The organism is Rhodococcus sp. AC861 (assembly GCF_979256035.1).
On sequence record NZ_CEEDMW010000006.1, the window covers coordinates 115,522 to 139,451 of the forward strand.

At 65.1% G+C, this 23,930-nt stretch carries 29 protein-coding genes; 10 read left to right on the forward strand and 19 right to left on the reverse strand.

Translation table 11 applies throughout. The annotated features are described in order from the left end of the window. Window positions 1-9 precede the first annotated feature (9 nt). From AC0IX4_RS18905 to AC0IX4_RS18925, 5 genes are all read right to left on the reverse strand, one after another. A complete protein-coding gene (locus tag AC0IX4_RS18905) occupies window positions 10-1,335 on the reverse strand; it encodes an MCE family protein (protein WP_471830440.1) in 1,326 nt (441 codons plus the stop codon). 55 nt (window positions 1,336-1,390) lie between these two features. Then, window positions 1,391-3,031 carry an FAD-dependent monooxygenase gene (locus AC0IX4_RS18910; RefSeq protein WP_471830442.1) on the reverse strand — a complete coding sequence of 547 codons (1,641 nt, stop codon included), beginning with the start codon at window positions 3,029-3,031 and terminating at the stop codon, window positions 1,391-1,393. A 161-nt stretch (window positions 3,032-3,192) separates the two neighbouring features. Then, the gene (locus tag AC0IX4_RS18915) at window positions 3,193-3,849 is read right to left on the reverse strand and encodes a TetR/AcrR family transcriptional regulator (protein WP_471830443.1); all 657 of its coding nucleotides are present in this window, start codon (window positions 3,847-3,849) and stop codon (window positions 3,193-3,195) included. Window positions 3,850-3,999: 150 nt separating this feature from the next. Next, window positions 4,000-4,986 (reverse strand): phytanoyl-CoA dioxygenase family protein, encoded by a 987-nt coding sequence (locus tag AC0IX4_RS18920; protein WP_471830444.1) that lies wholly within the window; start codon window positions 4,984-4,986, stop codon window positions 4,000-4,002. Continuing rightward, window positions 4,977-5,789, reverse strand: coding sequence for a class I SAM-dependent methyltransferase (locus tag AC0IX4_RS18925; protein WP_471830446.1), 813 nt, complete (start codon window positions 5,787-5,789; stop codon window positions 4,977-4,979). The genes AC0IX4_RS18920 and AC0IX4_RS18925 overlap by 10 nt, the downstream gene beginning before the upstream one ends. Window positions 5,790-5,853: 64 nt before the next feature. Here AC0IX4_RS18925 and AC0IX4_RS18930 point away from each other — a divergent pair, with 64 nt between their 5' ends. Then, window positions 5,854-6,714, forward strand: a complete 861-nt coding sequence (locus AC0IX4_RS18930) for a methyltransferase domain-containing protein (protein ID WP_042576578.1) — start codon at window positions 5,854-5,856, stop codon at window positions 6,712-6,714. 5 nt (window positions 6,715-6,719) lie between these two features. Here the strand turns inward: AC0IX4_RS18930 and AC0IX4_RS18935 are convergent, their stop codons facing one another. Next, window positions 6,720-7,556 (reverse strand): alpha/beta fold hydrolase, encoded by an 837-nt coding sequence (locus AC0IX4_RS18935; RefSeq protein ID WP_471830448.1) that lies wholly within the window; start codon window positions 7,554-7,556, stop codon window positions 6,720-6,722. 88 nt (window positions 7,557-7,644) lie between these two features. Between AC0IX4_RS18935 and AC0IX4_RS18940 the strand changes: the two genes are divergently transcribed. Further along, entirely contained in the window at window positions 7,645-8,742 is a 1,098-nt protein-coding gene (locus AC0IX4_RS18940) for a saccharopine dehydrogenase family protein (protein WP_471830450.1), read from the forward strand. A 10-nt stretch (window positions 8,743-8,752) separates the two neighbouring features. Here the strand turns inward: AC0IX4_RS18940 and AC0IX4_RS18945 are convergent, their stop codons facing one another. Further along, entirely contained in the window at window positions 8,753-9,094 is a 342-nt protein-coding gene (locus tag AC0IX4_RS18945) for a winged helix-turn-helix transcriptional regulator (protein WP_056076201.1), read from the reverse strand. Window positions 9,095-9,351: 257 nt separating this feature from the next. On the opposite strand from AC0IX4_RS18945, the gene AC0IX4_RS18950 reads away from it, so the two are divergent. After that, a complete protein-coding gene (locus AC0IX4_RS18950; RefSeq protein WP_235579614.1) occupies window positions 9,352-10,167 on the forward strand; it encodes an adenylate/guanylate cyclase domain-containing protein in 816 nt (271 codons plus the stop codon). A gap of 72 nt (window positions 10,168-10,239) precedes the next feature. Further along, the gene (locus tag AC0IX4_RS18955) at window positions 10,240-11,490 is read left to right on the forward strand and encodes a DUF3500 domain-containing protein (protein WP_471830452.1); all 1,251 of its coding nucleotides are present in this window, start codon (window positions 10,240-10,242) and stop codon (window positions 11,488-11,490) included. A 10-nt stretch (window positions 11,491-11,500) separates the two neighbouring features. Here AC0IX4_RS18955 and AC0IX4_RS18960 read toward each other — a convergent pair whose 3' ends face one another. Then, the gene (locus AC0IX4_RS18960) at window positions 11,501-12,040 is read right to left on the reverse strand and encodes a TetR/AcrR family transcriptional regulator (protein WP_471830454.1); all 540 of its coding nucleotides are present in this window, start codon (window positions 12,038-12,040) and stop codon (window positions 11,501-11,503) included. A 161-nt stretch (window positions 12,041-12,201) separates the two neighbouring features. Here AC0IX4_RS18960 and AC0IX4_RS18965 point away from each other — a divergent pair, with 161 nt between their 5' ends. Further along, complete coding sequence (locus tag AC0IX4_RS18965) at window positions 12,202-13,800, forward strand: GMC oxidoreductase (protein WP_471830456.1); 1,599 nt, start codon at window positions 12,202-12,204, stop codon at window positions 13,798-13,800. 60 nt (window positions 13,801-13,860) lie between these two features. On the opposite strand, the gene AC0IX4_RS18970 is transcribed toward AC0IX4_RS18965, so the two are convergent. The 3 genes from AC0IX4_RS18970 to arr are packed head-to-tail and all read right to left on the reverse strand — an operon-like array spanning window position 13,861 to window position 15,773. Continuing rightward, the gene (locus AC0IX4_RS18970; RefSeq protein WP_471830458.1) at window positions 13,861-14,841 is read right to left on the reverse strand and encodes an arsenic resistance protein; all 981 of its coding nucleotides are present in this window, start codon (window positions 14,839-14,841) and stop codon (window positions 13,861-13,863) included. 29 nt (window positions 14,842-14,870) lie between these two features. Next, window positions 14,871-15,317: a hypothetical protein gene (locus AC0IX4_RS18975; RefSeq protein WP_471830460.1), complete on the reverse strand. Its 447-nt coding sequence runs from the start codon at window positions 15,315-15,317 to the stop codon at window positions 14,871-14,873. Window positions 15,318-15,344: 27 nt separating this feature from the next. Beyond that, window positions 15,345-15,773: an NAD(+)--rifampin ADP-ribosyltransferase gene (gene arr, locus AC0IX4_RS18980; protein WP_471830729.1), complete on the reverse strand. Its 429-nt coding sequence runs from the start codon at window positions 15,771-15,773 to the stop codon at window positions 15,345-15,347. 160 nt (window positions 15,774-15,933) lie between these two features. Here arr and AC0IX4_RS18985 point away from each other — a divergent pair, with 160 nt between their 5' ends. Together AC0IX4_RS18985 and AC0IX4_RS18990 are read left to right on the forward strand one after the other, a co-directional pair. Continuing rightward, window positions 15,934-16,266, forward strand: a complete 333-nt coding sequence (locus AC0IX4_RS18985) for a nuclear transport factor 2 family protein (RefSeq protein ID WP_471830462.1) — start codon at window positions 15,934-15,936, stop codon at window positions 16,264-16,266. Window positions 16,267-16,278: 12 nt separating this feature from the next. Continuing rightward, complete coding sequence (locus AC0IX4_RS18990; RefSeq protein WP_471830464.1) at window positions 16,279-17,082, forward strand: MerR family transcriptional regulator; 804 nt, start codon at window positions 16,279-16,281, stop codon at window positions 17,080-17,082. A 9-nt stretch (window positions 17,083-17,091) separates the two neighbouring features. On the opposite strand, the gene AC0IX4_RS18995 is transcribed toward AC0IX4_RS18990, so the two are convergent. Both AC0IX4_RS18995 and AC0IX4_RS19000 read right to left on the reverse strand, forming a co-directional pair. Beyond that, on the reverse strand, window positions 17,092-17,271 hold the full coding sequence (locus AC0IX4_RS18995) for a hypothetical protein (RefSeq protein ID WP_156388412.1): 180 nt from the start codon (window positions 17,269-17,271) through the stop codon (window positions 17,092-17,094). Between the two features lie 55 nt (window positions 17,272-17,326). Further along, window positions 17,327-17,698: a winged helix-turn-helix transcriptional regulator gene (locus AC0IX4_RS19000; RefSeq protein ID WP_042576569.1), complete on the reverse strand. Its 372-nt coding sequence runs from the start codon at window positions 17,696-17,698 to the stop codon at window positions 17,327-17,329. A gap of 95 nt (window positions 17,699-17,793) precedes the next feature. Here AC0IX4_RS19000 and AC0IX4_RS19005 point away from each other — a divergent pair, with 95 nt between their 5' ends. Next, window positions 17,794-18,195 carry a nuclear transport factor 2 family protein gene (locus tag AC0IX4_RS19005; protein ID WP_471830466.1) on the forward strand — a complete coding sequence of 134 codons (402 nt, stop codon included), beginning with the start codon at window positions 17,794-17,796 and terminating at the stop codon, window positions 18,193-18,195. A 25-nt stretch (window positions 18,196-18,220) separates the two neighbouring features. On the opposite strand, the gene AC0IX4_RS19010 is transcribed toward AC0IX4_RS19005, so the two are convergent. After that, entirely contained in the window at window positions 18,221-19,177 is a 957-nt protein-coding gene (locus AC0IX4_RS19010; RefSeq protein ID WP_471830468.1) for a GlxA family transcriptional regulator, read from the reverse strand. A gap of 131 nt (window positions 19,178-19,308) precedes the next feature. Here AC0IX4_RS19010 and AC0IX4_RS19015 point away from each other — a divergent pair, with 131 nt between their 5' ends. Further along, window positions 19,309-19,944 carry an isochorismatase family protein gene (locus AC0IX4_RS19015; RefSeq protein ID WP_471830470.1) on the forward strand — a complete coding sequence of 212 codons (636 nt, stop codon included), beginning with the start codon at window positions 19,309-19,311 and terminating at the stop codon, window positions 19,942-19,944. Window positions 19,945-19,953: 9 nt separating this feature from the next. Here the strand turns inward: AC0IX4_RS19015 and AC0IX4_RS19020 are convergent, their stop codons facing one another. The 5 genes from AC0IX4_RS19020 to AC0IX4_RS19040 are packed head-to-tail and all read right to left on the reverse strand — an operon-like array spanning window position 19,954 to window position 23,616. Further along, window positions 19,954-20,559, reverse strand: coding sequence for a response regulator (locus AC0IX4_RS19020; protein ID WP_471830472.1), 606 nt, complete (start codon window positions 20,557-20,559; stop codon window positions 19,954-19,956). After that, entirely contained in the window at window positions 20,556-21,680 is a 1,125-nt protein-coding gene (locus AC0IX4_RS19025; RefSeq protein ID WP_471830473.1) for a sensor histidine kinase, read from the reverse strand. The genes AC0IX4_RS19020 and AC0IX4_RS19025 overlap by 4 nt, the downstream gene beginning before the upstream one ends. A 24-nt stretch (window positions 21,681-21,704) precedes the next feature. After that, entirely contained in the window at window positions 21,705-22,475 is a 771-nt protein-coding gene (locus AC0IX4_RS19030; RefSeq protein ID WP_471830475.1) for an ABC transporter permease, read from the reverse strand. Continuing rightward, complete coding sequence (locus tag AC0IX4_RS19035) at window positions 22,472-23,392, reverse strand: ABC transporter ATP-binding protein (protein WP_471830477.1); 921 nt, start codon at window positions 23,390-23,392, stop codon at window positions 22,472-22,474. The genes AC0IX4_RS19030 and AC0IX4_RS19035 overlap by 4 nt, the downstream gene beginning before the upstream one ends. Beyond that, window positions 23,389-23,616 (reverse strand): hypothetical protein, encoded by a 228-nt coding sequence (locus AC0IX4_RS19040; protein WP_471830478.1) that lies wholly within the window; start codon window positions 23,614-23,616, stop codon window positions 23,389-23,391. Before AC0IX4_RS19040 ends, AC0IX4_RS19035 begins: the two co-directional genes overlap by 4 nt. Window positions 23,617-23,773: 157 nt before the next feature. On the opposite strand from AC0IX4_RS19040, the gene AC0IX4_RS19045 reads away from it, so the two are divergent. Further along, a complete protein-coding gene (locus tag AC0IX4_RS19045) occupies window positions 23,774-23,929 on the forward strand; it encodes a hypothetical protein (protein WP_200933498.1) in 156 nt (51 codons plus the stop codon). Window position 23,930 lies beyond the last annotated feature (1 nt).

The window sequence follows — 23,930 nt, forward strand, 5'->3', positions numbered from 1 at the left end:
CGCGCGCTGTCAGTTGATGTCGACGTCGCGGCCTCGTAGTGCTGGTGCACCGACAAGGGTGGTCCAGGCAGGGACGTGCGCGGGATCGATGCCGCTGCCCTGACCGTAGACGACGGCGAGGGTGTCGCGTTCGAGAGCGGATCCGGCGTACCCGGGAGTCGGCGAATTCTGGGCGAGCCTGGCGGGCACCAGTTCCGCGGGTCCGGGGTTGCGCGAGGGGGGTTGGTAGGAGCCGTCGTTGCGCGAGCTACCGGGATACGCCGGGAAGAATTCGCCCGGTGCGGTGACAGTGTCGTAGCAGGACGGGCCTCGGTCGTCGAACCAGCGCGGTTCGTCCTGGTTCGGGAGGTACGCGCCCATCGGGTTGTCGAACTTCAGGGTGCCGCGGATCCCGGGGTAGGGATCGTCGACGGAGAGGATTGCGACGGCGTCTTCGCGGGTTCTCGCGAGTGATGTCAGCGTGCATCCGACGGCGGGGGAGTACTCCGCCAGGATGTCGAGTGTGGCACGAGAACCTGCGGCGAGTCCGATGATCGAGTCGGCATTCTGTTCGACCACGTCTGCGACCGAGGTGGACGTCGTGGTTGCCGAGGCGAGCAGGGCGGTGATGTCGTTGCGGCGCTCGACGACCGTGTTCCCCACGGAACTGAGATTGTCGAGTGCGTCCACCAGGTCCGGTGCTGCGGTGGAATAGGTTACCGACAGTTTCGCCACGCCCTGCAGATCAGCCTTTATCGCGGGTAGCTGTGTATCGAGACCGGTGAAGATCTTCTCTAGGCGGTCGATGGTCAGTCCGATCTGTTCCCCGCGGCCGGACAGCGCCCCCGACAGCGCCCCGAGAGTGGCGCCGAGATCTCGAGGAGGGACCGCATCGAGTAGCGGGAGAATGCTGTCCAGTAGTTCACTGACCTCGACGGCATTGCCGCTGCGGTCCTGGAGCACGGTGGCCCCGTCGCGGAGCGCTGTGCCGTCGCGCCGGTCCGGCATTTGCAGGGCGACATAGCGTTCCCCGAACAGGGTCTTCGGGAGAATGCGGGCGGTGACGTTGCCGGGAATCATCCGCGCGGTATCCGGGTTCAGCCCCAATGTGGACACCACCGTGCCGGAACTCGTGGGCCTCGATGATTCGACGCGTCCGACAAGAACACCCCGCATTTTGACGTCGGCATCGCGGGTCAGGGAATTACCCACCGAATCGGTGGTCAGCTCGACGTGCAACACCGGCTCGAACGCTCGGGCGTAGATTGCGACGCTGGTCCCGATGAATACGGCCACCGCTACAAGGAACGCGGCACCGGACAGTCGTCGCACCAATGGCCGCGGGGTGTCGATCATGCTGCTGTCCTGCGTGATTCGACGAGGACGTTCTCGCCGACACCGTCGGCAACGATCACTGCCCGGCGCCTGTCACGACACCGCGCACAGGGGCCGAGCCCATCACAGCGGAAACCCGCAGATGGTCCGCGGAGGTCAGTTCACGGTCACTGCCGTAGATGAAGCGATCCGGGCGTACGAGGATGCCGGCGGCCCCGGACTTTCGGAGTTGCCGTTCGAGAACGCGTTCACCGTCGACGATGTGTCCGGTCGGTACACGGTGAGTCGCCAGCGCAGACGAATACTCGACCTTGATCTCGGACACCCCCGCCTCGGCCAACCGGTGCGGTATCGGGGCGGAGGGGAAGCCGATCCACGTCCAGGAGTCGGCCAGCAGTGTGTCCAGGCGTACCGGCGTCAGGTCCGATCCCACCACCCACGGCTGTTCGACGAAGGTGCCGCGCATGCTGCCTCGGGCAGGTTGCTCCGCGAAGAAGCCCCGGCGGGTCCCGAGTGTGTATCGGGGTTTGAGTCCCATTCTCGCGAGCCATGATCGAACGCCGGGTGTCTTCGATGCGGCGACGAACAGGGAGTCTCGGACGCGTGCGAGTCGATCGTTGCGCAACATGACCACACGTCCGATCGCCAAAGAGAAACGTGTCAGCGCAGTGACGTTCGGACGACGTTCGGGCTCGTAGGTCTCGAGCAGTGATGTGTCGGCGCCGTCGAGCACGGCGGCGATCTTCCAGCACAGGTTGGCGACGTCGCGTACGCCGGACGAGACGCCCTGTCCCGCGAACGGGGGCATGATGTGAGCAGCGTCGCCGGCGAGGAACACTCGGCCTTCGCTCCACTTCTCTGCCTGGCGGATGTGGAAGGTATAGGCCCAGCTACGGAAGACCTCCACCGTGTCGTAGTCGATGCCGCGCTCGGCCAGCAACGCTCGTAGACCCGCTTCGGACTGCAGGTAGTCGATCGTCTCTCCCTTGTTGACGCGGAATTCGACGCGGTGGTAACCCATCGGGCACGGGCAGTCGACGCCCGGCCGGTACGGGTCGGAGATGAACGTGAAGTCGAGAGGTGCATCGGAGGGGAGGTCGTACCACGCGCGCAGCTGGATATCGAACCATTGCTCTTCGATGTGTTTGCCCGGCAGCGGAATTCCCAACATCTTCCGAATCGAGCTCGATCCGCCGTCTGCGGCGACGACATAGCGCGCTCGTAGCGTCCGATCAGGGCTTCCGTCCGCAGGCCGCAGAGTGAGCACCACCCGGTCGGCGTCCTGGGTGAGGGCCACCGCATCGAGACCTGCAGTCACGGTCACGCTGGGGAAGCGCTCGATGCCGTCACGGAGGACTCGCTCCAGCTCCGGCTGGTGGTAGAAAGCCATCCCGGGAACACCCTGGCCGTAGCTCTCTGCCGAGTGGGTGGTCAGGAACGTTCGGTCGCCGTGTTTGAGGTGAACTCTCACGTCGGTAGACATCGTGTCGAGCATGCGGTCGAACAATCCGAGGCTCTGCCAGACCCGATGCGCGTCCTCGTCCGAGGCTATGGCGCGTTGACGTGGATAGATGTCCACATCCCGCTCGATCACCGCAGTACGAATGCCCCTCTGTCCGAGCAGGTTTGCTGCGGTGGCTCCCGTCGGACCGAGTCCGACGACGATGACGTCCACGTCGACGTCCGATGAGGGATGATTCGTACTGGCGATGCTCATGGCTCTCTTTCCGAGGTGTGTTCGGCGGTGTCGGTGAACGAATCGTCACGTTCGAGCCCATTGGGGGTCAAGAGCCCTCACTTATGACGATTTCGTCAGTTTGCATGTGACCGGACTGCCGATGCAGTACTGCAGGTCAACGGACAGTTCTGGCGGCGGAGTCAGGCCGACTGGATGACTCGGCGCGTCGGTAGGGGCCGGGACGCGAGGTCCGACGCGCTCGCGTCGTCGAGGCCGAACATGCGAAGTAGTCCGGCAGCGAGGGCAGTTGCCGTGCGTGCCACATCGGCGGAGGGGTCCGCGGCGAGCACGTGCAAGCACCCCAGGAGTGATCCGGCCGTGCACGCGAGAGCGGTGTCGAGATGGGTGATCGTCAGCCGACCCGACTCGGCTGCCGCCCGAAGTCCGGCGGCGGCGCGGGGCGCCAACGCCGTATCGCCTGCGAGGTATCCGAACCCGAGTCGCATCAGGATGCTGGTCATCTCTCGGTGAGACTCGCTCAAATGCACGGTCATTCGCACTCCGTGGGCGAACAGCATCACGGGATCGTCCACGTCGGCGCACGCGTCGTCGAAGAATCGGCCGAACTCGGCGAGTGTCTCTGCGATCGCGGCCTCGAACAAGGCTTCTTTGTTGTCGAAGTGGTTGTAGAACGTTCCGACCCCGACGTCCGCTCGGTCGGCCAACTGCTGGACGCTCGCGTCGGCGCCGACGTCGCCGGCAAGGAATGCGCACGCTGCCTGCACGAGCATGGCCCGTGTGTGCAGGCGACGTCTCGCTTGTCGGGAGAGAGCCTGATCCGAGCCTTCCTCGACCATGGAGTGTCCGTTCCTCGTGGAGAACCCGTACAGAACTGAGCATATCGTCAGTATCGAGCTGGGGTCTATCGAGAACAGGATTCACGGCGCGACGAACTCAGGGCATCGACCACCGTGAAGAGGTGTTGAACGCCCAGTGCTGGTCTCGAGTCAGGTTCGCCGGCCCACGACCGGATTGAGCTCGGAGTTCGCGAGGCCACCGGGCTCGATGCCGGGGAGGAATTCGCGCCACGTGCCACTGATCAGCGTCGGCGACTCCACGACGCGTGTCCCGTCGGCGAAGTAGGTGGTCGCCAACGCACGGCGTGGCTGCGTCGTCCGGTTCGGGCCCGCGGTGTGGAAGCACAGCGCGGAGTGGAACGACACGTCGCCCACAGCGAACGGCTCCGACTCCACGGAGACATCGCGCTCGACGAAGCGGCGAGCGACGGCCTCGTCGTACGACGTGCCGACCTTGTCGAACTCCAGGTCGGCTACTTCGCTCAGAACGGTGCGACCGCGGGCGAACGAGAGCGGTCCCATCCGACCGGGAATGGCGGACATCGGCATCCAGGCGGTCACGGCGTCAGTGGTCTGCAGCGGGAAGTGCTCGGCGTCGTGATGCCAGGGCGTTCGCCCGCAGCCGGGCTCCTTGGAGAGTGCGTTGTCGTGATACAGCCGAACGCCGGACACGTCGAGAAGGGTGGCGGCCAGGCCTCCGATCCGGGGCGAGAGCGCCACGGTACGCATCAGGTCGTCGTGCAACCACATCTGTTCCAGCGCGGTGAACCGGCCGGCGACGTCCTCACCGTGCTCGGCGCGCAGCAGTTCCTCGAGCCGCTCGGCGAGTCGCCGGACCACGGCCGGAGACAGCACGCCCGGTAGCCGTACGAATGCTTGTCGCGCAAAAGCTTCGGCGGAGGCAGGATCGAGGTCGTAGGGCTCCGCCAGCTCGCGCTCGACCTGTTCGTCCGTGGCCGCCTCGACATCGGGCAGGCCGGGGCCGTCGACCAGTTCGGTGGACGTCGCGTCGTTGGCGGCGAGGGTGACGTACCAGTCCCACCAGTCCTGATCGTCGCCTGCCCAGTCCTGATCGATACCGCCGTCCCGGTTCTGTTCGGGAAGCCGCTCGTTGGTCGTCGGATCGGTCAGAGCCACAGCAGGGCCGCCTCATGGGAGAAGGTGTAGGCACCGGACGAGTCACGGCATGACGCGAGGTAGTCGCCCAGCACCGGCGCCGCCTCCATCTCCTCCAGGGACACGGAGTCGTCGAATGCGCACCGCTGCAGGAAACCCTCGGCGATGGCGCGATCGGAGGTACCGGTGGTGTACGTGACCCGCTGGTCCCGCACGTCCGCGCCGGCCCGTATCAGCGCGTCGCGTACCTGCTCCGCCGTCGTGTACGGGGTCGCGTCGCGCACGCCGGCGCGGAAGGCGTCGTAGAACGCCAGATAGTGGGACGACGCCGTGGCCTGCGCGACCAGGCCGAGACCACCCGGGGCGAGCGCAGCCACGAATCTTTCGGCGGCAGCGTCCAATTCGGCCGGCGGAAGGGCGTAGAGCGCGTGGGTAGCCCACACGACGTCGTAACCGGTGTGATCCGCCGGCAGATCCTGAAGAGTCATCACCAGGTCGTGGCGGCCCGCGAACGGCGCGCCGAGAGACCCCCGTGCTTCGGCGACGGAGAACGCGGACGGGTCGAGCAGGTCGTAGGCGATCTCGGGCACAGCCGACAAGTCGGTATAGCGGCGGAGAGCGGTGGGGAACTTCCCGCTGCCGCAGGCGACGTCGAGCAGTGACCATCCCTCGTGGGCACGGTCGGCGAGCAGAGTGGGCCACTCGGCTGCCAGTGCCAGCTGTCGGTAGTCCTCGGTGGCAAGCGCGTAGAACGCCTCCATGCCCGTCCGACCGGCCTCGCTCCAGTGCTCGAGACTGCGTTCGGCTGTATCTCCGCTGCTCACGACATTCCTCCTAGGAAGCCGACCGCAGCACACCGGGTGGGTGCGTCGTGGTTGACTCGTATCGATGTCCAACATAGCGCCGACTCCGCCGACCGACACCGCTGCCGTGCTCATCGACGGGTTGCGCGACGTTCGGCGTGGCGCCCCGGCGCTCGCGGGCCTCGAGCCCGACTCCTACGCCCGACAGCACGCCGCCTTCGAGCGACTCTCCGATCAGCGCGGTCTGATCGCCGAGCACTTCGCCGGTCGGTTGGCGACGAGGGGCGACGGACCGATCTCGGTCCTGTCGGTGGGATGCGGCGACGGCGTGCTCGACGCCAGACTTGCCGCAAGCCTTGTGCGAGCAGTTCCCGGCCGACCGGTTCGGTATGTCGGCGTCGACCCCTGGCTCGGGAGCGCCGACCTCTTCACGTCCACGATGGATGCGCTGGGAGCCGACGAGCTGAGCACTGACGCGTTCGTCGCATCGTTCGACGACTCGCCCGTGGACGAGACCTTCGACGTCGTGATGTTCGTGCACTCGATGTACTACGTCGTCGATGTCGGTGCAACGCTGCGTGCCGCGCTCGCCCTGCTACGTCCCGGCGGCGAACTGTGGGTGGCTGTGGCACCGACGGCCGCACTCAATGCGCTGGTCGGCGTTCTCGCGCCGCCCGTGGAAGGTCATCGGCAGTGGTTCAGCGCCGACGTCGAGAAGGCTTTCGTGGATGCCGACATCGTCATCGACGACGCGGTCACCCTGGACGCATTGGTGGACCTGGCGTCCGCGAGCGACCTGGTGCTGAACTTCGCAGTCCAGGCCCAGCTGAGCCCTGACCTGTACGGGCCGGTGCGCGCCTATCTGGAGGCGGTGTCGGTCCCCGGTGACGACGGCGGGCTTCGAGTGCCTCACCCGGTCGACGTGTTCGGCACGATCCGTCGGTAACGCGTTCACCTGCCCTGCACCGCGGTGTCGATCATGGCGCCGACAGCGCGGGCTCCCGTCGACGTCATGATCGTGCCGGCATGATCCAGTCCGACCATCGATTCGACCGACGTCACGTCCAGCGCTTCGATGTCTCGCGGAGAATACATCGGCGCCGAATCGGCCCCGATGCTCCACTGAGCGTGCAGGAAGCGGACCGGAACTGTGATGTCCCGAAACCGCGAATCGCCGAAGAATACGTCCGTAGCGTCCGCGACGACCGCCTCGGACGACAACCTGACCGACCCGTCGAGGAGGTCGTGTTCGGCGTACTCCCGCAGTAGGGGGTCGGTACGGTCGAGCAGCGGCAACGACGTCGACACCAGGTGGTCGACGTAGTCGTCGGTATCGTTCCACCGCTGCTGAGTACGAGCCATCCTGTCCATGAAGACTGCAGCAACGTTCTCCCGGGTGAGACCCGGGGGCGGTCCCACCGGCACGCCCCCGTCGACGAGAACGAGACTCTTCACTCTGGACGCATACCGAGCCGCGAATTCGACCGCCACGAACGCGCCCATCGACATACCGCACATGTGCACGGCGTCGAGTCCCAGCGCATCGACGACGGCACGAAGGTCGTCGGCGTGCTGGGTCAGCGAGGACGGGCCCGAAATGTCCACGCTGTCACCGCGACCGCGGAGGTCCGGCGCGACGAGTGTCAGGTGTGGCGCTTCCGTGTGCAGCCAGCCCCACAGCCTGCGCTGGCTGGAGACCCCGTGCACCACGAGAATCGGCTCCGAGGATCCGTGGAGAATCTCGACGGCCATGTTGCCGCCGGATACCGGTACTCGTTCGATAGTCATGTTCAGACTGTAGAACGGGATCGAAGGTGATGAGCTCGCAGAACTTTCGCTCTTGTTATCGAAGCATCGATCGTGTTGACTGCGGTGCGTGAGCGAACCCACGACAGCCGAGCGCGACACCATCCGCACGACCGTCCTCGTGTACGGAATCTACGGCTACACAGGGCTTCTCGTGGGGTGGGAGGCAGTGCGCCGTGACGTGGACATCATCGCGGCCGGTCGCGATCGAGTTCGAACCGAAGCGGCAGCCCGCGACCTCGGAGTGCAATTCCGTGTCGTGGCACTCGACGATGCGGAGGGCCTCGACGCTGCGCTGGCGGACATCGACATCGTCGCGCACTGCGCCGGCCCCTACGAGCGGACGTCGGCACCGATGGTCGACGCGTGCCTTCGAACGGGTACGCACTACCTCGATCTGACGGGGGAGGCGGACGTGTTCGAGGCGGTGTACGCCCGCGACTCCGACGCGCGTCACGCCGGTGTCGCACTCGTTCCGGGAGTGGGTTTCGACGTGGTTCCCACGGACCACCTCGCAGCAGTGGCGAAACAGGCCCTCCCCGAGGCGATCACGGGCGATATCGCCATGGTCAGTCCTGGTGGTTTCAGTCGCGGCACACTCAGCACGGCCCTGCTCGGGATGGCCGCGGGAAACAAGATTCGCGTGTCGGGTGAATTCGAGCCCGTCGCTCACAGTCATCGCATCCTGACCATCGACTTGCCGGGTTCGAAGAAGGCCACGGTCGCATCCACTCCGCTCGGCGATCTCGCGTCCGCGGCCCGCACTGCAGGCCTGCAGAACGTCACCACCTTCACCGCCCTGCCGGGAGCGACGCTGTTGCGACGACTCGATCGGCCGATGCGTCGACTGCTGTCCGTCCGTGGTGTCGGTGACGCTCTGGAGAAGCTGCTGGCGTTCGTGCCCGTTCCGTCGGAAGCGACGCGAGGTCTCACTCGCAGTGCCGGGTGGGTTCGGTTGACCGACGACTCGGGCCGCTGCGTGGAGCGGTCCATCGAGGTGGACAACACCTACGCCTTCACCGCGAAGTCGATGGTTCAGGCAATGATCGCGCTGGCGGAGTCTCCGGTGATCGGTGCTCTGACACCATCCACGGCGTTCGGAGTCGACTTCATCGACACGATCCCCGGCGTCACCCTGGTGAGAGGTACTGCGGCCGAGGTGGGTTGAACCGACCGCTTCAGTCGGACCGGGGGAGTCGCAGGGCCCACTCGTGCGCCCAATCCAGCAGCGGCTCACCGGCGTCGAGCAGCGCCCGACCGTCGACGGCCAATCGGTACCCCCCGTCGGAACGCTCGATCAGCCCGACGTCCCTCAGCTCGCGGAGGCGCGTGTTGAGGGTGCTGGCGGCCATACCGTCCGCGAGTTCCTGGAGCTTGCGAAATGTGGCGGGACCGTCGCGAAGCGACCACAGGACGGTCAGAGCTCCGCGGCGGCCGAGGAGGTCGAGCGCGACCATGATCGGCCTCCCCGAGCGGGAGCCGCGGACCGCCTGCCCTGGCCGTGGTGTCGTCGCGCTCATGGGCGTCACCATACGTCGCATGTCAGCTCGCGATCACCGTCCGCCGGAACGGTCGTATAGGCGTGCGTCGGGTCCTCGTACGAATCGTGGACTTTGGACCCCGGAATCCGGGGTCCATCATCCACGATCGTGGACAGGCCTAGCCCCAGAAGCGGTAACAGAGCGGTCCGGTGATGCAACTCGTTCGAACAGAACTCGCCGGGGCGTTTCATAGGAAACGCGGGTCAGGGGATAGACCTCGTCGAATGGGGGCCAAGATGAGCGGCGTGACCTTGTTGATAATCGCGGCGTCGGTGGAACTGGCCCTGATCGTGGCTCTCGTCGTCGTACTCGTCGTCTCACGGGTGAAGCTGAGGAAGACACGGGCGGCGCTCGAACTCGCGAGAAGTGACTCGCCGCGTCGCCGCCGCCGGGGTCTCGCGCCCCTGGCGATCAAGACGGCGTTCAACACGGCGGACTCGCTGGTTCACAAAGGCTTCGGGGTCACGGTGCGTAACTCGGTCGAAGACCTGGCGGGATGGGCGCGAATCGAGCGGCCGGACCTTGCGCGGATGACTGCTGCCGGTGCGGTGGTCATCGCCTTCTCCGACATCGAGGGATCGACCGCGCGCAACGAGGAGCTCGGGGATCGTGATTGGTTGAAGCTGCTCGAGCGTCACAATCGCTTGGTCACCGAGAAGGTCGAGTCCCATGGCGGGCACGTGGTCAAGAATCAGGGAGACGGCTTCATGATGGCGTTCTCGGACCCAGGCCAAGCAGTTCGATGCGGGATGCAGGTGCAGGCGGCGCTCAACGACAAGCCGGAGCGCTGGAACGGGATTCGGGTACGTATGGGTATCCATACGGGCAGTTCGGTGCGCCGGGGTAACGACCTGTTCGGGCTCAACGTCGCGCTGGCGGCCAGAGTGGCGAGTCAGGCCGACGGCGGCGAGATCCTGGTGAGCGAGCAGGTCCGCGAAGCGCTGGAGCCGTCACCCGGCATCGCGCTCGGGACCCCGCGCGAGGTCCACTTGAAGGGGTTGTCGGGCGCCTTCAGTCTCTATCCGGTCGAACTGCCGGCCGAGCTCGTCTAGCGAAGATTTCTCACAGCCGGCACCCATCGGGCATCCAGCGGGGTCCCGGGGAAGCCCCATAGTTTTCGTCCCATGACACACGAAACTTCGCCCCCACGACGAGTCTTTCGAACGGGCCGCGGCCGCACCGCCCTCATCTCCGCATTGCTGGCGGGCGGTCTCGCGCTCGGTGGATGCTCCGCCGAGGCGGCGAACACCACGACCGTTCCTACGTCCACCGTCACGTCCAGTCAGAGCGTGGACGGGTCCGCTGCGGCGTCCGACGCCTCTACGACCGACGCCACGACGACTACCGGGACCATCACCGACAGCGCCGCTGCGGCTGACGCTTTCCTCGCTACCCTGACCGACGAGCAGCGCGAGCAGGTCACCTATGCCTACGACGACGAGACCAAGACGACCTCCTGGTCGAACTTCCCCGTCACCTTCGTCGATCGTGCGGGGCTGAACTTGACCGACCTCACCGACGAGCAGCGGACCGCCGCCATGGCCGTCCTCGAGTCGCTGCTCAGTGACGACGCCTACGCGACCGTCACCGGCATCATGGGCGGCGACGAGTACCTGCACGAGAACAGTTCGTCGACCGAGGAATCGTTGGGGCAGTACTACATTGCCTTCTTCGGTGACCCGTCCGATACGTCGGCGTGGGAGATCCAGTTCGGAGGGCATCACCTCGGTATCAACGCCACGCTGGACGGCGCAGCGAACGCGATCACGTTCGCGCCCACCCATCTGGGGATCCAGCCGGCCGCGTACACCGCCGCCGACGGCACGACGGTGCAACCGTTCGACGGTATCTACACCGATGCCTCCGCGTTCTACGACAGTCTGACCGAGGACCAGAAGGCGAAGCTCTATCGAGGTGAGAGCATTCCCGACATGGTCTGCGCACCGGGCAGCACCTGTGACTTCCCCACCGGCACCGGCCTTTCCGGCGCGGAGTTGACCGACGACCAGCGACAACTACTCCTCGCGGTGATCGCGAACTGGGCGGGTATGGCCGACGACGAGACCAACGCTGCACAACTCGCCGAGATCGAAGCCTCGTTGGACACGACCTACGTCGACTGGTCGGGGGCGACGACCTACGACATGAGTCAGGGCGACGGCATCTACTTCCAGATCAGTGGACCGGACGTCTACCTGGAGTTCGCGGCACAGCGGGGTTCTGCTGGTGCGGACGTCGACGGCGTGGTGACCTCGGGCTGGGGACACGTCCACACCATCTACCGTGACCCCACGAACGACTACGCCGGCAGCGTCATCCAGCAGGCGGCGACAGGCGGACCGGGCGGCGGTATGCCCGCCGGTGCGGGCCGCTGACCGGGGGTGTTCAGAGAACGGACGCGAGGGGTGGCCGCAGGAATGCGCGCAGCCCCTCGTCGTCACGCACGGACTCGCTGTCGAACATGATGACGCTGATGCCCAGCCTCACCACCAGTTCGACGACTCGGTCGCTCTTCTCGGTGAGCTGGGGATATTTGTCGAACATCGGTGCCAGCAGCTCACGAGCTATCGGGGTAGCTCGAAGTACTGTCTCCCGCATGAAGATCGGGTTTCCTTCGTTCGCGAACAGAAGGGTGGTCAGAACTGCGTCGCGACGCACTTCGGTGACAGCCGCCACCGCGAATTCCACCAGGTAGTCCAGGGGGGTGTCGGTCGCCGACGCGTGGTCCGAGATGACACCGAGGACGCCGAGGGCAACGGTTCCGACAGCCTCGGACACCAGCGCTTCCTTGGATCCGAACAGGGTGTAGACGGTCTGCCGGGAGACGTCGGACTGGCGGGCTACGGACGCGACGGTGACTGCCGAGAAACCACCTGTCGCGATCAACGCGAGTGTGCCTTCGATCAACTTCTCTCGTGCCGACACCAGGACATTCTGCCACGAGCCACGATGTCATCGGGTCTCGGAATACTTGACACATTGGGTCATATCTGTCAGATTCTGCGTACCGACCGCAGAGGTCGGTGCTCACCGGGGGGTGCTCGACGCATCGGTGAGCGTGTGCGTCGATCCGGGGGTAATACCGCATGACACCGTTCACTCGCCGTACGTTTCTCACCGGAGCTGCTCTGGCAGGTGGATCGGTGGTAGCGGGTCGGGGCGCCGGACGTGCCGCGGCGCAGGGAATCGGCGCACGCGTGCAACGGGTTCCGTTGTCCCACGAAGATCATCGGGTCGTGGTGGTCGGCTCGGGCTTCGGTGGGGGCGTTTCTGCGCTGCGTCTGGCTCAGGCGGGTGTGCCGGTGACGGTGCTCGAACGGGGATTGCGGTGGCCGACGGGTCCGAACGCCGAGACGTTCCCTCACGTGAAGTCGCCCGACGGCCGTCTGCTCTGGTACGGCTCCGCCAAGAACGCCTTCGGTCGCCCCATCGATGTTCCCGCCTACACCGGGCTCGTCGAGGCGGTACCGGGGGAGAACATGACTGCGCTGTGCGCAGCCGGTGTCGGTGGTGGATCCCTCGTCTATCAGGGGATGACGCTGCAGCCGGCCGAGTCGGTGTTCGCCACACAGTTCCCGGCAGAGCTGGAGTGGGGGCTGCTCGATCGCGTGCACTATCCGCGGGTGGCGCGCATGCTGCATCTGCAGGTTGCGCCCGACGAGCTGATCGACAGTCCCAATTATGCTGCACCGAGGGCTTTTCGAGACAACGCTCGACGGCTCGGGCTGCCGGTGTCGAAGATTCCGATGCCGATCGACTGGAATTTTGCGCTCGACGAACTTCGCGGTCGGATGAAGCCGTCCTACACCAACGGTGACGGTGCGATCGGAGTCAACAACGGCGGGAAGTTCTCCGTCGATGTCACCTACATCGCGGAAGCGGAGGCGACCGGACTGGTGACCGTGCAGACGCTGCATCAGGTCACGGACGTCGAGAGGGCCCCCGACGGCCGGTGGACGGTATACGTCGATCGCATCGACACGACGGGGAAGGTGCTCGAGAACAAGATCCTGACGACGCCGACCCTGATCATGGCCGCGGGAAGCATGAACACGACGCGCCTGCTGATGCGGGCGGGTGCATCCGGGCGGATCCCGGACATGCCCGACGCCCTCGGCGAAGGATGGGGATCGAATGCGGACCGGATCTACTCCTGGACCACGCTCGACCAAGATTTCGGGCCTGCTCAGGGTGGTCCGGTGGTGTTCGGAAGTCTCGACTGGGCTGACCCGTCGCGAGCGATGACCGTCATCCAGGCGTCGTTTCCGCCGATCGGATTCGACCCTCGCACCACGATTCTCGTCGGCTACGGCGTCAGCGACGCCCGCGGACGCTTTGTGTACGACGGCGCTCGAGACGACGCGGTCCTACGGTGGCCGCACGAGGCGGATGCCGCGATCCAGAGTCGGATCGACCCGCGCGTGCGTGCCATCGCGGGCCCGAACAGCATCGTCGTCGACACCAACGCGGTGTTTCCCTCCACGTGGCATCCGCTCGGCGGAGCCAACATGGGAACGGTGTGCGACCTGGAGGGTCGAGTCGAAGGACAACGCGGCCTGTACGTTCTCGATGGCGCCCTGATCCCCGGTAACTGCGCGGCGTGCAATCCGTCGATGACCATCGCCGCGGTGGCCGAGCGCGCGCTCGACAAGATCGTCGGCGCCGACGTGGGGTCGATCATCTAGCACGTGTCGCGTCACCGGCCGTTCCGGTCGATCCCGTGCGCGGTGCATGCGCTCCAGGTCTCAGGGGGTGTCGAGGTGGTCCGGCACCTGTCGTGGCGTACTGCGGTCCGGGATCAGAGCCGGGATGGCCCGAACGTAGACGACCATCCCGATGAGTTCGACGAGCGTCTGCGTGACGACTACGACTGCTGCAAGCGACAGGCTGTCGGGGAGTGCCAGGGCCAGAGGAAGAACGACCAACGAGTTACGAGTGGCACCGGAGAAGGTCAACGCGCGGCTCGCCGGCACATCGAGTCGGGCGAAGTGTGCCGACCACTTTCCGACGAACGCCATGACGACGAGAAAAGCGACGAAGATCGGGACGGCGGCGACCGACCGCATGCCTTCGGTACGAATGGTATCGACCTGCGAGGCCACGACGACGGCCAAGGTCGCCATCATGATCGGAACCATCGACGTCGCCAGGAATTTCATGACGGCACCGCCCGAGCGGTAGCGCCTCGCGAGAGCCTGGGTCGTTGCGGCCGCTGCCAGGGGAAGCGCGATGAGCAGCACGAAGGCTTCGGCGAAGGGGGCGACGTCGATGACCGACACGACGTCCGATCCGACGAACAGCCACAGATACAGTGGCAGGAAAGCCATCTGCAGAAGCATCAGAAGTGGTGCAGCAGCGAGCAATCGCTCGGATGCCGCACCGGCGAGCCCGCTGAAGACGATGACGTAGTCGATGCACGGTGCGAGGAGAACGAGGAGGGACCCGACCACGACCGCGTCGTTTCCGTCGACGAATCTGGTCAGTGCAAACGCTACGAGGGGGACTACGACGAAGTTCAGTGCGACGACGCAGGCAAGAAAGCTTCTGTCTCGCAACGATTGTCCGATAGCGGCGAAGGGGACTGCGAGGAAGGTCGCATACAACAGCAGAATCAGGACCGGATTGATCGCATGTTCGAAGGTAGATGCAGTGGACGGCGCACCGAGCCCGACCGCCGCTCCCAGCGCAAGTGCCACCAGATACAGCGGGATCTGATGTCTCTCCATCCATGACACGACGCTTCGCTCCCGGTGGCCTAGTTGTCCGTGGTGGCATCGAGGTGTGCGACGTCCTGATGTCTGGGGGCGAGGATATAGGCGGCAACGTAACTGACCGCACCTACCGCGCCGATGATCGAGAGAGGCACCACGTAGTTCGGCGTCGAGGGGTCGGCGACCGTTGATGACGCCGCGCCGCCCCAGATGAGGAACACGGCCCACGCTCCGACGACGGGGATCATCGACCAGAATGCGAACCGGTGTCGGAAGCTGCTGCGCGACCGGGGCTGCCAGTGCAGTGTCGTTTTCATAGCGAACCTGCCGCCGCAGACAGCCACGGATCCGACGACGAGGCCGACGATCGATCCGACGACGGCTCCCAGGATCAGACCCGCCGTGTTGGCGACACTGTCCAGCATCACCGCAGCACCTGCGAGTGCTCCGAGTGCGGACGCGACAACCAGCTCTCGACCGATCCAGGTCATGGGTCCACTGAATCACGCTCGAGGCGATCAGTCGTACAGAACTGCGCGGCCCTGCTCACGCAAGGCGTTCAAGCCTGCGCGGAAACGGTCCAGGTATTCCGGTGAATGGCCGACCCAGTCGGTCATCTCCCCGACTATCTCCACCGGTTCCGCACTGCGGTACGACCTGGTGGGATTCCCGGGAAACTTCTTGTCGGTGACGTTGGGGTCGTCCTCGACATCTCCGTGCGGCTGCACGATATAGACGCGGCAGCGGCCGTCGCCGACCGCCATCTCGGCTGCGAGGACCGCTCCGTCCAAGACCATAGTCATGTAGACGTAATTGGAGATGTGCTCGGGCCGGTAGTTGGACCGGTGGCCGGCTGTGAGGAAGTCGCCCACCCGAAGGTCGGCCTTGGTGCCGTGGAAGAACGCACCCGATTCATGCACCACGAAGCGTTCCGGCGTATCGGCCATGTCTGCCATTCGATCCCTCCATCGACGGTGTGATCGGGAGAGTGTGCACCGCGCACGGGCCCTTGCCGCAAGCCCCACTGTCGGAGTTATGGTGAGAGTGGCGAAGAGATACCGATGCGGGGCTGGACCTTCACCTCGGGGCCAGGCTCAGACTGGTGTAATGACAACCACAACTCCGGACGTCGTGACCCGCTACCTCGCTGCCGCTGATGTCGACGACATCGATGCGCTCGTCGACTGCTTCGCGCCGGACGCCGGCGTGACCGACGAAGGCCATACCTACCGCGGACACGACCAGGTCCGACGCTGGCGCGACACGGTCGCCGGGCGCTACACCTACACCACCACCGTGACGGGCTCGGAGTTCGTCGATGCCTCGAACTATCGCGTATCGGTCCGTATTGCCGGAAACTTCCCGGGCGGGGTGGCCGACCTGGTGTATCGGTTCGAACTCGACGGTTCGTCGATCACGGGTCTGCGTATCGGTGGATGAGAGACTGTTCCAGTGGCGACGAGGGTGACCATCGGTGAGTTCTCGACGATGACGCGGCTTACTCGGAAAGCGTTGCGGCTCTATCAAGACGTCGGACTGTTGATGCCTGCAGAGACGGACGCGTTCACCGGATATCGCTACTACGACATCTCGCAGGTCGGCCGAGCCCGCACGATACGACGGTTACGCGATCTGGACATGCCGATTGCGGACGTCGCGTCGTACTTCACGGCCGACGACGAGGTGAGCCGACATCGGGTCCTCACAGAGCATTTCCAGCGCCTGGAGGACAGGCTCACGTACACCCGCGAGGCCGTCGAGGCGCTCCGATCGATGATGACGACGCCGATCGATCCTGTCATCGAGATGCGCACGGAGACAGCGTTCGTCGCGACTGTCGTCACCGACACGGTTACCTTGTCGGCGATCGCACCGTGGTGGAACGACGCTCGCGACACCCTGACATCCCGTCTACGCGAGTTCCATGTCGACGCGGTGGGCGTTCTCGGTGCCGACTTCGACATGGAACTCTTCTCGGACGAGAAGGGAACCGCATCGCTGTGGTACCCGGTCGACCCCGTGGGCGCAGCCCGGCAAGGACTGGACGTGGTGCCGTACGCCGAAGCCCGCTACGCCGTAGCAGTTCATCGAGGACCGGACGCACGCATCGACGAGACGTACGCGGCTCTGGGCGAATACGTTTCGTCCCGCAACATCGGTGTCGCCGGTCCGGTCAGAGAGCGGTACCTTGCCGGTGTGCACGGCGGGGAGGACCTGGTGAGCGAGATCGGCTGGCCCGTGCGCGAATCTGCGTGATGATGCCGGTCATCGTTCGAGTGCGTGCCCGTCGTATCGACGATTGTGGATCGCGGTGATCACCGCGCTCGGCACGTAGAGAACCATCACCACGATGATGGCCGTCACGACGAAACTCGGTGTCGGGCCCAGCGCGTCGGTCCAGATCCGCAGGGCCGCAGCCGCGATGAGCATCGCCAAGACGATCATGAGCGTCAGCGTACCGATCGGTCGGAAGTACTGATCGATCATCGGCCTGCTCAGGTCAGCTCGACTTCTCCCTGTCGTACATTTCTCGTGCTCGACTCACCTGAGCGTAATGAGCCTCGGCCCAGGTTCGGAGGGCCTGCAACGGATCGTGCAGAGTCCGGCCGAGGTCGGTCAGCTCGTACTCCACCTTCGGCGGCATCTGGTCGTAGGCGTGTCGGGCGACGATGCCATCTCGTTCCAGGTCCCGCAGCGTGTCGGCGAGGACCTTCGCGCTGATACCCCCGACCTGCGTTCGGAGTTCGCCGAACCGCACTCGGTCGTCTCCGAGGGCGATAACGATCATCGCCGTCCACTTGTTGGCGATTCTGGCCAGCGACGTGCGCGACGGACAGTCTTCCAACAGAACATTCCATACCGGCGTTGTCATCGTCCCCCCAGGTCATCGACAGTTACGTTGAGGTTAGAGGCTAGTGGCTGTCACTCTCGGCGCGTTGATGTCCCCACTCCGAAGGAGCTGCCACCATGACCGAGTCCACCGCTCTCGATGTCGCCACCCGATACTTCGACGCTCTGAGTACCGGCGACATGTCGACCCTGATGGGTCTTATCGACGACGACGTCGTCTGGCATCAGCCGGGCGCGAATCAGTTCTCGGGCGAACACCGAGGTGTAGGCGGTGTCGGCGCACTGCTGAGCGCCATGATGACGACCAGTCAAGGAACGTTCGGACTGACCGTGGAGGGCCCGATGATGGTCAACGGCAACAATGTCGCTGTGCCGGTGCGGTTCACGGGTCGACTGCAGCACGCATCGATGGATATGTCGGGCCTCGATCTCCTGACCGTCGTGAACGGGAAGATCGTCGACGTGTACCTGTTCTCCTCGGACGGCAGCGCCGAGGACGAATTCTGGGGTACGAACTGAGGTCGGCTCCGGCGTGACCCATCGGTCACGCCGGAGCGCGCGCCGCGAAATGTCGTCGGTACTCGGACGGAGTCGTCGAGAACATCGCCGCGAACCGTTGGCGCAGAGTCACATCGCTACCGAATCCGCACGCAGTGGCAACGGCGTCGATCGGCCAGTCAGTCGTCTCGAGCAGTCGTCGCGCCTCGTCCAACCGTCGTTCCAGAATCCACCGCGCCGGCGTCGTCCCGGTGAAGAGCTTGAAATGTCGCACGAAGCTCCGTCGGCTCATCCGCGCATGTCGTGCGACATCGTCTACGGACAGATCCTGGTCGAGGTGAGCCAGTATCCATTCCTGGATGTCGGCGATGGTGGTGTCGGTGGCACGGTCGGCCAGTGGTCTCTCGATGTACTGCGCCTGGCCGCCCTCTCGATGGGGCGCGACGACCAGCTGCCGGGCGACGCGGGTGGCTGCTGACGTGCCCAGATGCTTGCGGACGATGTGCAGGCAGGCGTCGATCGACGACACGGTACCTGCCGACGTCATGACGTCGTCGTGGTCGATGTAGAGCACGGACGCGTCGACCGAACTTCCGCCGTTACGCTCTGCGAGCTCGGACAGTGCCGCCCAGTGGGTCACTGCCGACCGTCCTCCCAAGAGGTTCGCGTCAGCTACCGCGAACGCCCCCAGGCACAGCCCGACAATCGCTGCGCCTCGTGAATGAGCTTTCAGCACAGCAGTTCTGACGACAGTTCCGAAGGAATCGAGGGACACGTGCCAGGACGGGACGATCACGATGTCCGCCCATTCCGCGGTCTCCGGGCCGGCGATGTCGCCGAGTGAGTATCCCTCGGATGTACGGATACTTCCCTCGGTGTCCGACCACACTCGTGTCTCCCAGTCGGTGGCCAGACCGAGGCGCTGGACCTCGCCGAACACCATCAACGGTGCGGCGAGATGGAACATGGTGATGTCGTCGAATGCGTAGATGGCAATGCGCACAGCTCTCCCTGGTTTGGCCCGAATCCATCGTAACCGTGCATGTGTGCCACTGTCGAAGATCCGCCGGCGGGCGAACACTGAGGTGGTCGGCCGCCGTCCCGGCGGATCGCACACGAGAAAGAGGACACACCATGGCACCGCGCCGCGCACTCATCGTCGTCGACATCCAACAGGAATACTTCTCGGGTCCCCTCGAAATCGCGTACCCGCCGCGCGCCGAGTCGCTGTCCAACGTGATCACGGCGATTCAGGTAGCCGACGCCGCCGGTCTACCCGTGATCGCAGTGCAGCACTCCATGCCCGAGGGCGCTCCCGTCTTCGTGGACGGAACAGACGGGTTCGATCTGCACCCCGAGGTCGTCGCCGCTCTGCCGTCGGCAACGACGCGAGTGACCAAGAGTTTCGGGAGCGTGTTCGCCGGAACCGACGTGGCAGAACAGCTCCGCGCGCTCGAGGTCGACACCGTGACAATCGTCGGCTTCATGACCAACAATTGCGATCTTGCGACGGCCGTCGAAGCCGAGGGCCTCGGATTCGCAGCGGAGATCCTGTCCGACGCGTCCGGTGCCATCAATCTGTCCAACGCGGCGGGAACCGTGTCGGCCGAAATCCTCCACACGACGCTGATGACACTGCTGCACTCGAATTTCGCCGCAGTGGCGACAACGGAACGGTGGGTAGACGCCGTGCGCTCAGGGTCGGCGCTGGACAAGAACAACCTCGTCGAATCGGCAATGGTCGGCAAAGACGCCATCAGCGCGGGCTGACGCTCGTCGTCAGATCCAACCGTGACGCCGCGCCACCGCACACGCTTCATGTCGGTTGGCGGCGCCGAGTTTCGCCGCCGCGGCCGAGAGGTAGTTGCGCGTCGTTCCCTGCGAAAGGTGAGCTCGATTCGCGATCTCCGCAATACTTGCGCCGTCGGCGGCGAATTCGAGAACGTCCGCCTCACGGGGCGTCAACGGTGAATCCCCGGCGCCGATCGCCTCCGCTGCCAGGGTCGGGTCGACGTAGCGTCCGCCGCCGTGCACGGTGCGAACCACCTCGGCCAGGGTCGCGGCGGAGGTGGTTTTGGGGAGGAATCCGCCCACTCCCGATTCGAGAGCCTTCTTGAGGTAACCGGGCCGCCCGTGGCTGGTGACGATGATGGTCCGACATGTCGGGAGGGCAGCGGTGATCCGCTGCGCTGTCTCGATCCCGTCGATTCCGCCGAGTTGAAGATCGAGAACGGCGATATCCGGCGTCGTGCGGGCAGCCTCGACGACTGCCGCCTCGCCGGAATCGGCGTGTCCGACTACCTCGATGTCGTCCTCCAGATCGAGCATCGTGGCCAGGGCGACTCGGATCAGGTTCTCGTCGTCGGCCATCAGGACTCTGATCATCGCGAACCCTCTTCTGATGCGAATCGGACTGTCAGCGCGAAGGTGTCGGACCTCGCGTCGACTGTCAGCGTGCCACCGGCCTTGTCGAGGCGCTCACGCAGACCACGCAGGCCTGTCCCGCCGCTCGACACGTTCCCGGTGTGCGGCTTGTCGTTCGTGATGCGGATGCGGGTGCTGTCGAGCTCGATGCGGCAGTAGGTCGCGGTCGAGTGCCGAAGAATGTTGGTCACTCCCTCCCGGATCGCCCAGGCAGCTTGTTCGGCGGCGACCGAAGACACGTCGTCGACGTTCCCGGTGAAGTCCGTTCGAATGTCGGCAGCAGACAGCAGTGACGTCGCCCCTCGCAGTTCGGTCGCGACGTCGACGAATCTGTAGCCCCGCACCAGCTCGCGCGCATCTGTCATCGATCGACGAGCCAGATCGCGAACCTCGTCCATCTGTGTGGCTGCCCGGTCATCGCCTCGGCGCGCGAGGGTGGCCGCCAGTTCACTCTTGACCGCGATGGCCGACAGAGCGCGCCCGACCACGTCGTGCAGATCGCGGGAGAAGCGCAGTCGTTCCTCGGCCACCGACAGTGCTGCGGCCGCGTCACGAGTCGCATCGAGCTCGGTGACGATACGTAGCAACCACATCGACAGCCGTATCGTGGCCGCCATCAGAGCGATGCAGAGACCGAGCGCGACGGACAAAGCCGGCCCGAACCCCAGTGCAGCAGCGAGGGCGGTCGCCACTGCCGACAGCCCCAGGCTCCAGCGGAAGTCGATGAGCGCGGCAACCGGTGTCGTCACGATGAACGCCGTCCACACCACCGTCTTCGGCTCACCGGCCACAACGGACACCGTGGCCGACGCCGCCAGAATCGTGGCAGGAATACGGAGGCCGCCGTCGGACACGCCACCCAGAGCGGGGATCCGATGCAACAGAACCAGCGACGCCACACCGCACGTCACGGTTGCAGCGAGGGTGATCGTGTCGCTCTGCTGCACGGACAGAACGACCGACGCGATCACGATCGCCACGACGATCAATTGACCCGACTGGCGTGTGTACAGCCGGACCTTGTCGACGTCACTGCTGTGACGCCAGCCCAGTGTCGGATCCAGGTAGGCACGCACTCTCATGCTCTCAGCCTTACAGACCGGCGATCACGAGCGCGGTTCCCACCGGAAGTGGGTGCGAGCGATCAGCAGGCTTCCGACGATCCAGGCAGCCATGACCAGAGCCGGCCGGCCGGCCTCCACGAACGTCGACGTCAGTCCGATCGATACGTCGCCGGCAGAGGTGGTGCCGAACCATCCCAGGTTCAGCAGGTCGGCGACCGCCGCCATCGGTGTCAGAGCCACGACGTCCGCGAGCGACTCCGGCACGACGTCGCGCAGCAACGAGGATCCGAGCATCGCCAGCAGAATGATCGGCAGGCTGGTGATCTGAGCTGCTTCCGCAGTTCGGGTGAACGCGGACGTGATCAGAGCCAACGCGGCGAAGAGGACCGCTCCTCCCAGCAGGGCGACGGCAACGAGCACAGCATTGACGGGGGCGCCGCCGCCGAGGGCGGTCACGACCGCGCCGACGATCACGCCGAGCACGACGGTGAGCAGCAGGGATGGAACGGCTGGGCCGAGCAGGATCTGCTGATCGCTGCTTTCTCCGGTCCGCAAGCGCTTCAACACCAACTCGTCCCGTCTCGTCGCGTAGACCGACAGAAGGTTGTAGTAGACGAGGAACACCAGCAGGAAGAGGGCGAATGTTTCCAGGGCCGCAGACACGCCGGCGTCGGTGAGGCCACCGTCGCGCCCGGCGACGAGCAGGAGTGCGATCGGAATGACCAGCGGCATGACGAGCGCATTGAACAGGAGAACGCGATTGCGTCCGAGCAGCGTGAACTCGGCTCGCGACAGTGCTGTGAGAGTACTCATGCGTCGATCACCTCGGGGTTGTCGAGTCGGTCTGCGATGGACAAGAAGACGGCTTCCAAGGACGCGGCGCGAGCATCGAGCCCGTGGAGGGTGATGCCGGAGTCGCGGGCCCAGTTCAGCAGGTCTGTGAGAGTTTCCTGCACGGACGACGTCGTGATCGTGACGGTGTCCCCGCGGAGTTCGACGTCGGATCCAAGCAGCTGGGGGAGCGCGACCCGTGGATCCTTCAGCTCGATCCTTGCGGGATGATCGGCGACGACCTCGTCGACGGTGCCCCTACGAACAACACTGCCGCGGTGCATGATTGCCAGGCGGTCGCACAACGACTCCGCCTCGTCGAGATAGTGAGTGGTGAGCATGATCGTCACTCCCGAGTCCTTCAATTCCTGGATCAGCTTCCAGGTGTTCCGCCTGCTCTCGGGATCGAGACCGGTAGTCGGCTCGTCCAGGAACAGGACGCGAGGACGACCGATGATCGCGCACGCCAGGTCCAGGCGCCGCTGCTCGCCACCGGACAGAACCTTCACCCGAGTGTCGAGCTTGTCCGCCAGATCGACCCTTTCGAGCACATCGGGGACGGGCGACGGGGAACTGCAGGTGCCGGCCCACATCCGCAGGCTTTCGGCGACCGTCAGGTCCTGCGGGAGTCCACCCTTCTGCAGCATGATGCCGAGGGAGGGCCGCACCGAACGCCGTTCGGACACCGGGTCGAATCCGAGGATGCGCACGGATCCTTCACTCGGCCGCGACAGACCCTGGATCACCTCGAGCGTCGACGTCTTGCCGGCGCCGTTGGTGCCTAGAAGTCCGAACAGCTCGCCCTCCTCGACCTGCAGATCTAGATTCTTGACGGCGTCGAACGCGTTCTTCCCGGATCCGTAACGTCTACTCATTCCCACCACGTCGATGACTGTCACGAGCGTTCCCTCCACTGGCTACGGCCCACGACGAATCGGATGCCGAGGAAGATCACGATCACCGCAGCGGCGACCAGCGTCGGCACTGTCACGCCGAGGACGGCGAACAGCGCGGCAACGATCGCCAGAGAAATGACATCCACGACGACTTCTCGCGACATGGTCGGGGCAGGACCGAATTCCATCAGGTCCGTGAACAGGTTTCCTTCGTCCGGTTGCTTCATGTCCATCAGTTTTCAACCAGGACAACGATTCCGGCAGTGCGAGGATTCATCGAAGAGAATGACATCGTCATGGACGATCGATGACAAACGTCATGTGTGCGGCGCCGCAGGTACGGTGTCGACGACGGCAGGATCGCGGTGACCGAAGGAGTGCAGCGTGCGTGGATGGGTGGGCGTGGTCCTTCTGAGTCTGCTCGGCATCGCGGCCATCGTCCTCGGCGGCGCCGACGACTCACCGGGGTTGCAGTTCATCGGGCTGATTCTGGTGGTCACCGCGATCGTGACAGGTTTACGTCAGCGCCGCTCCACCTGAG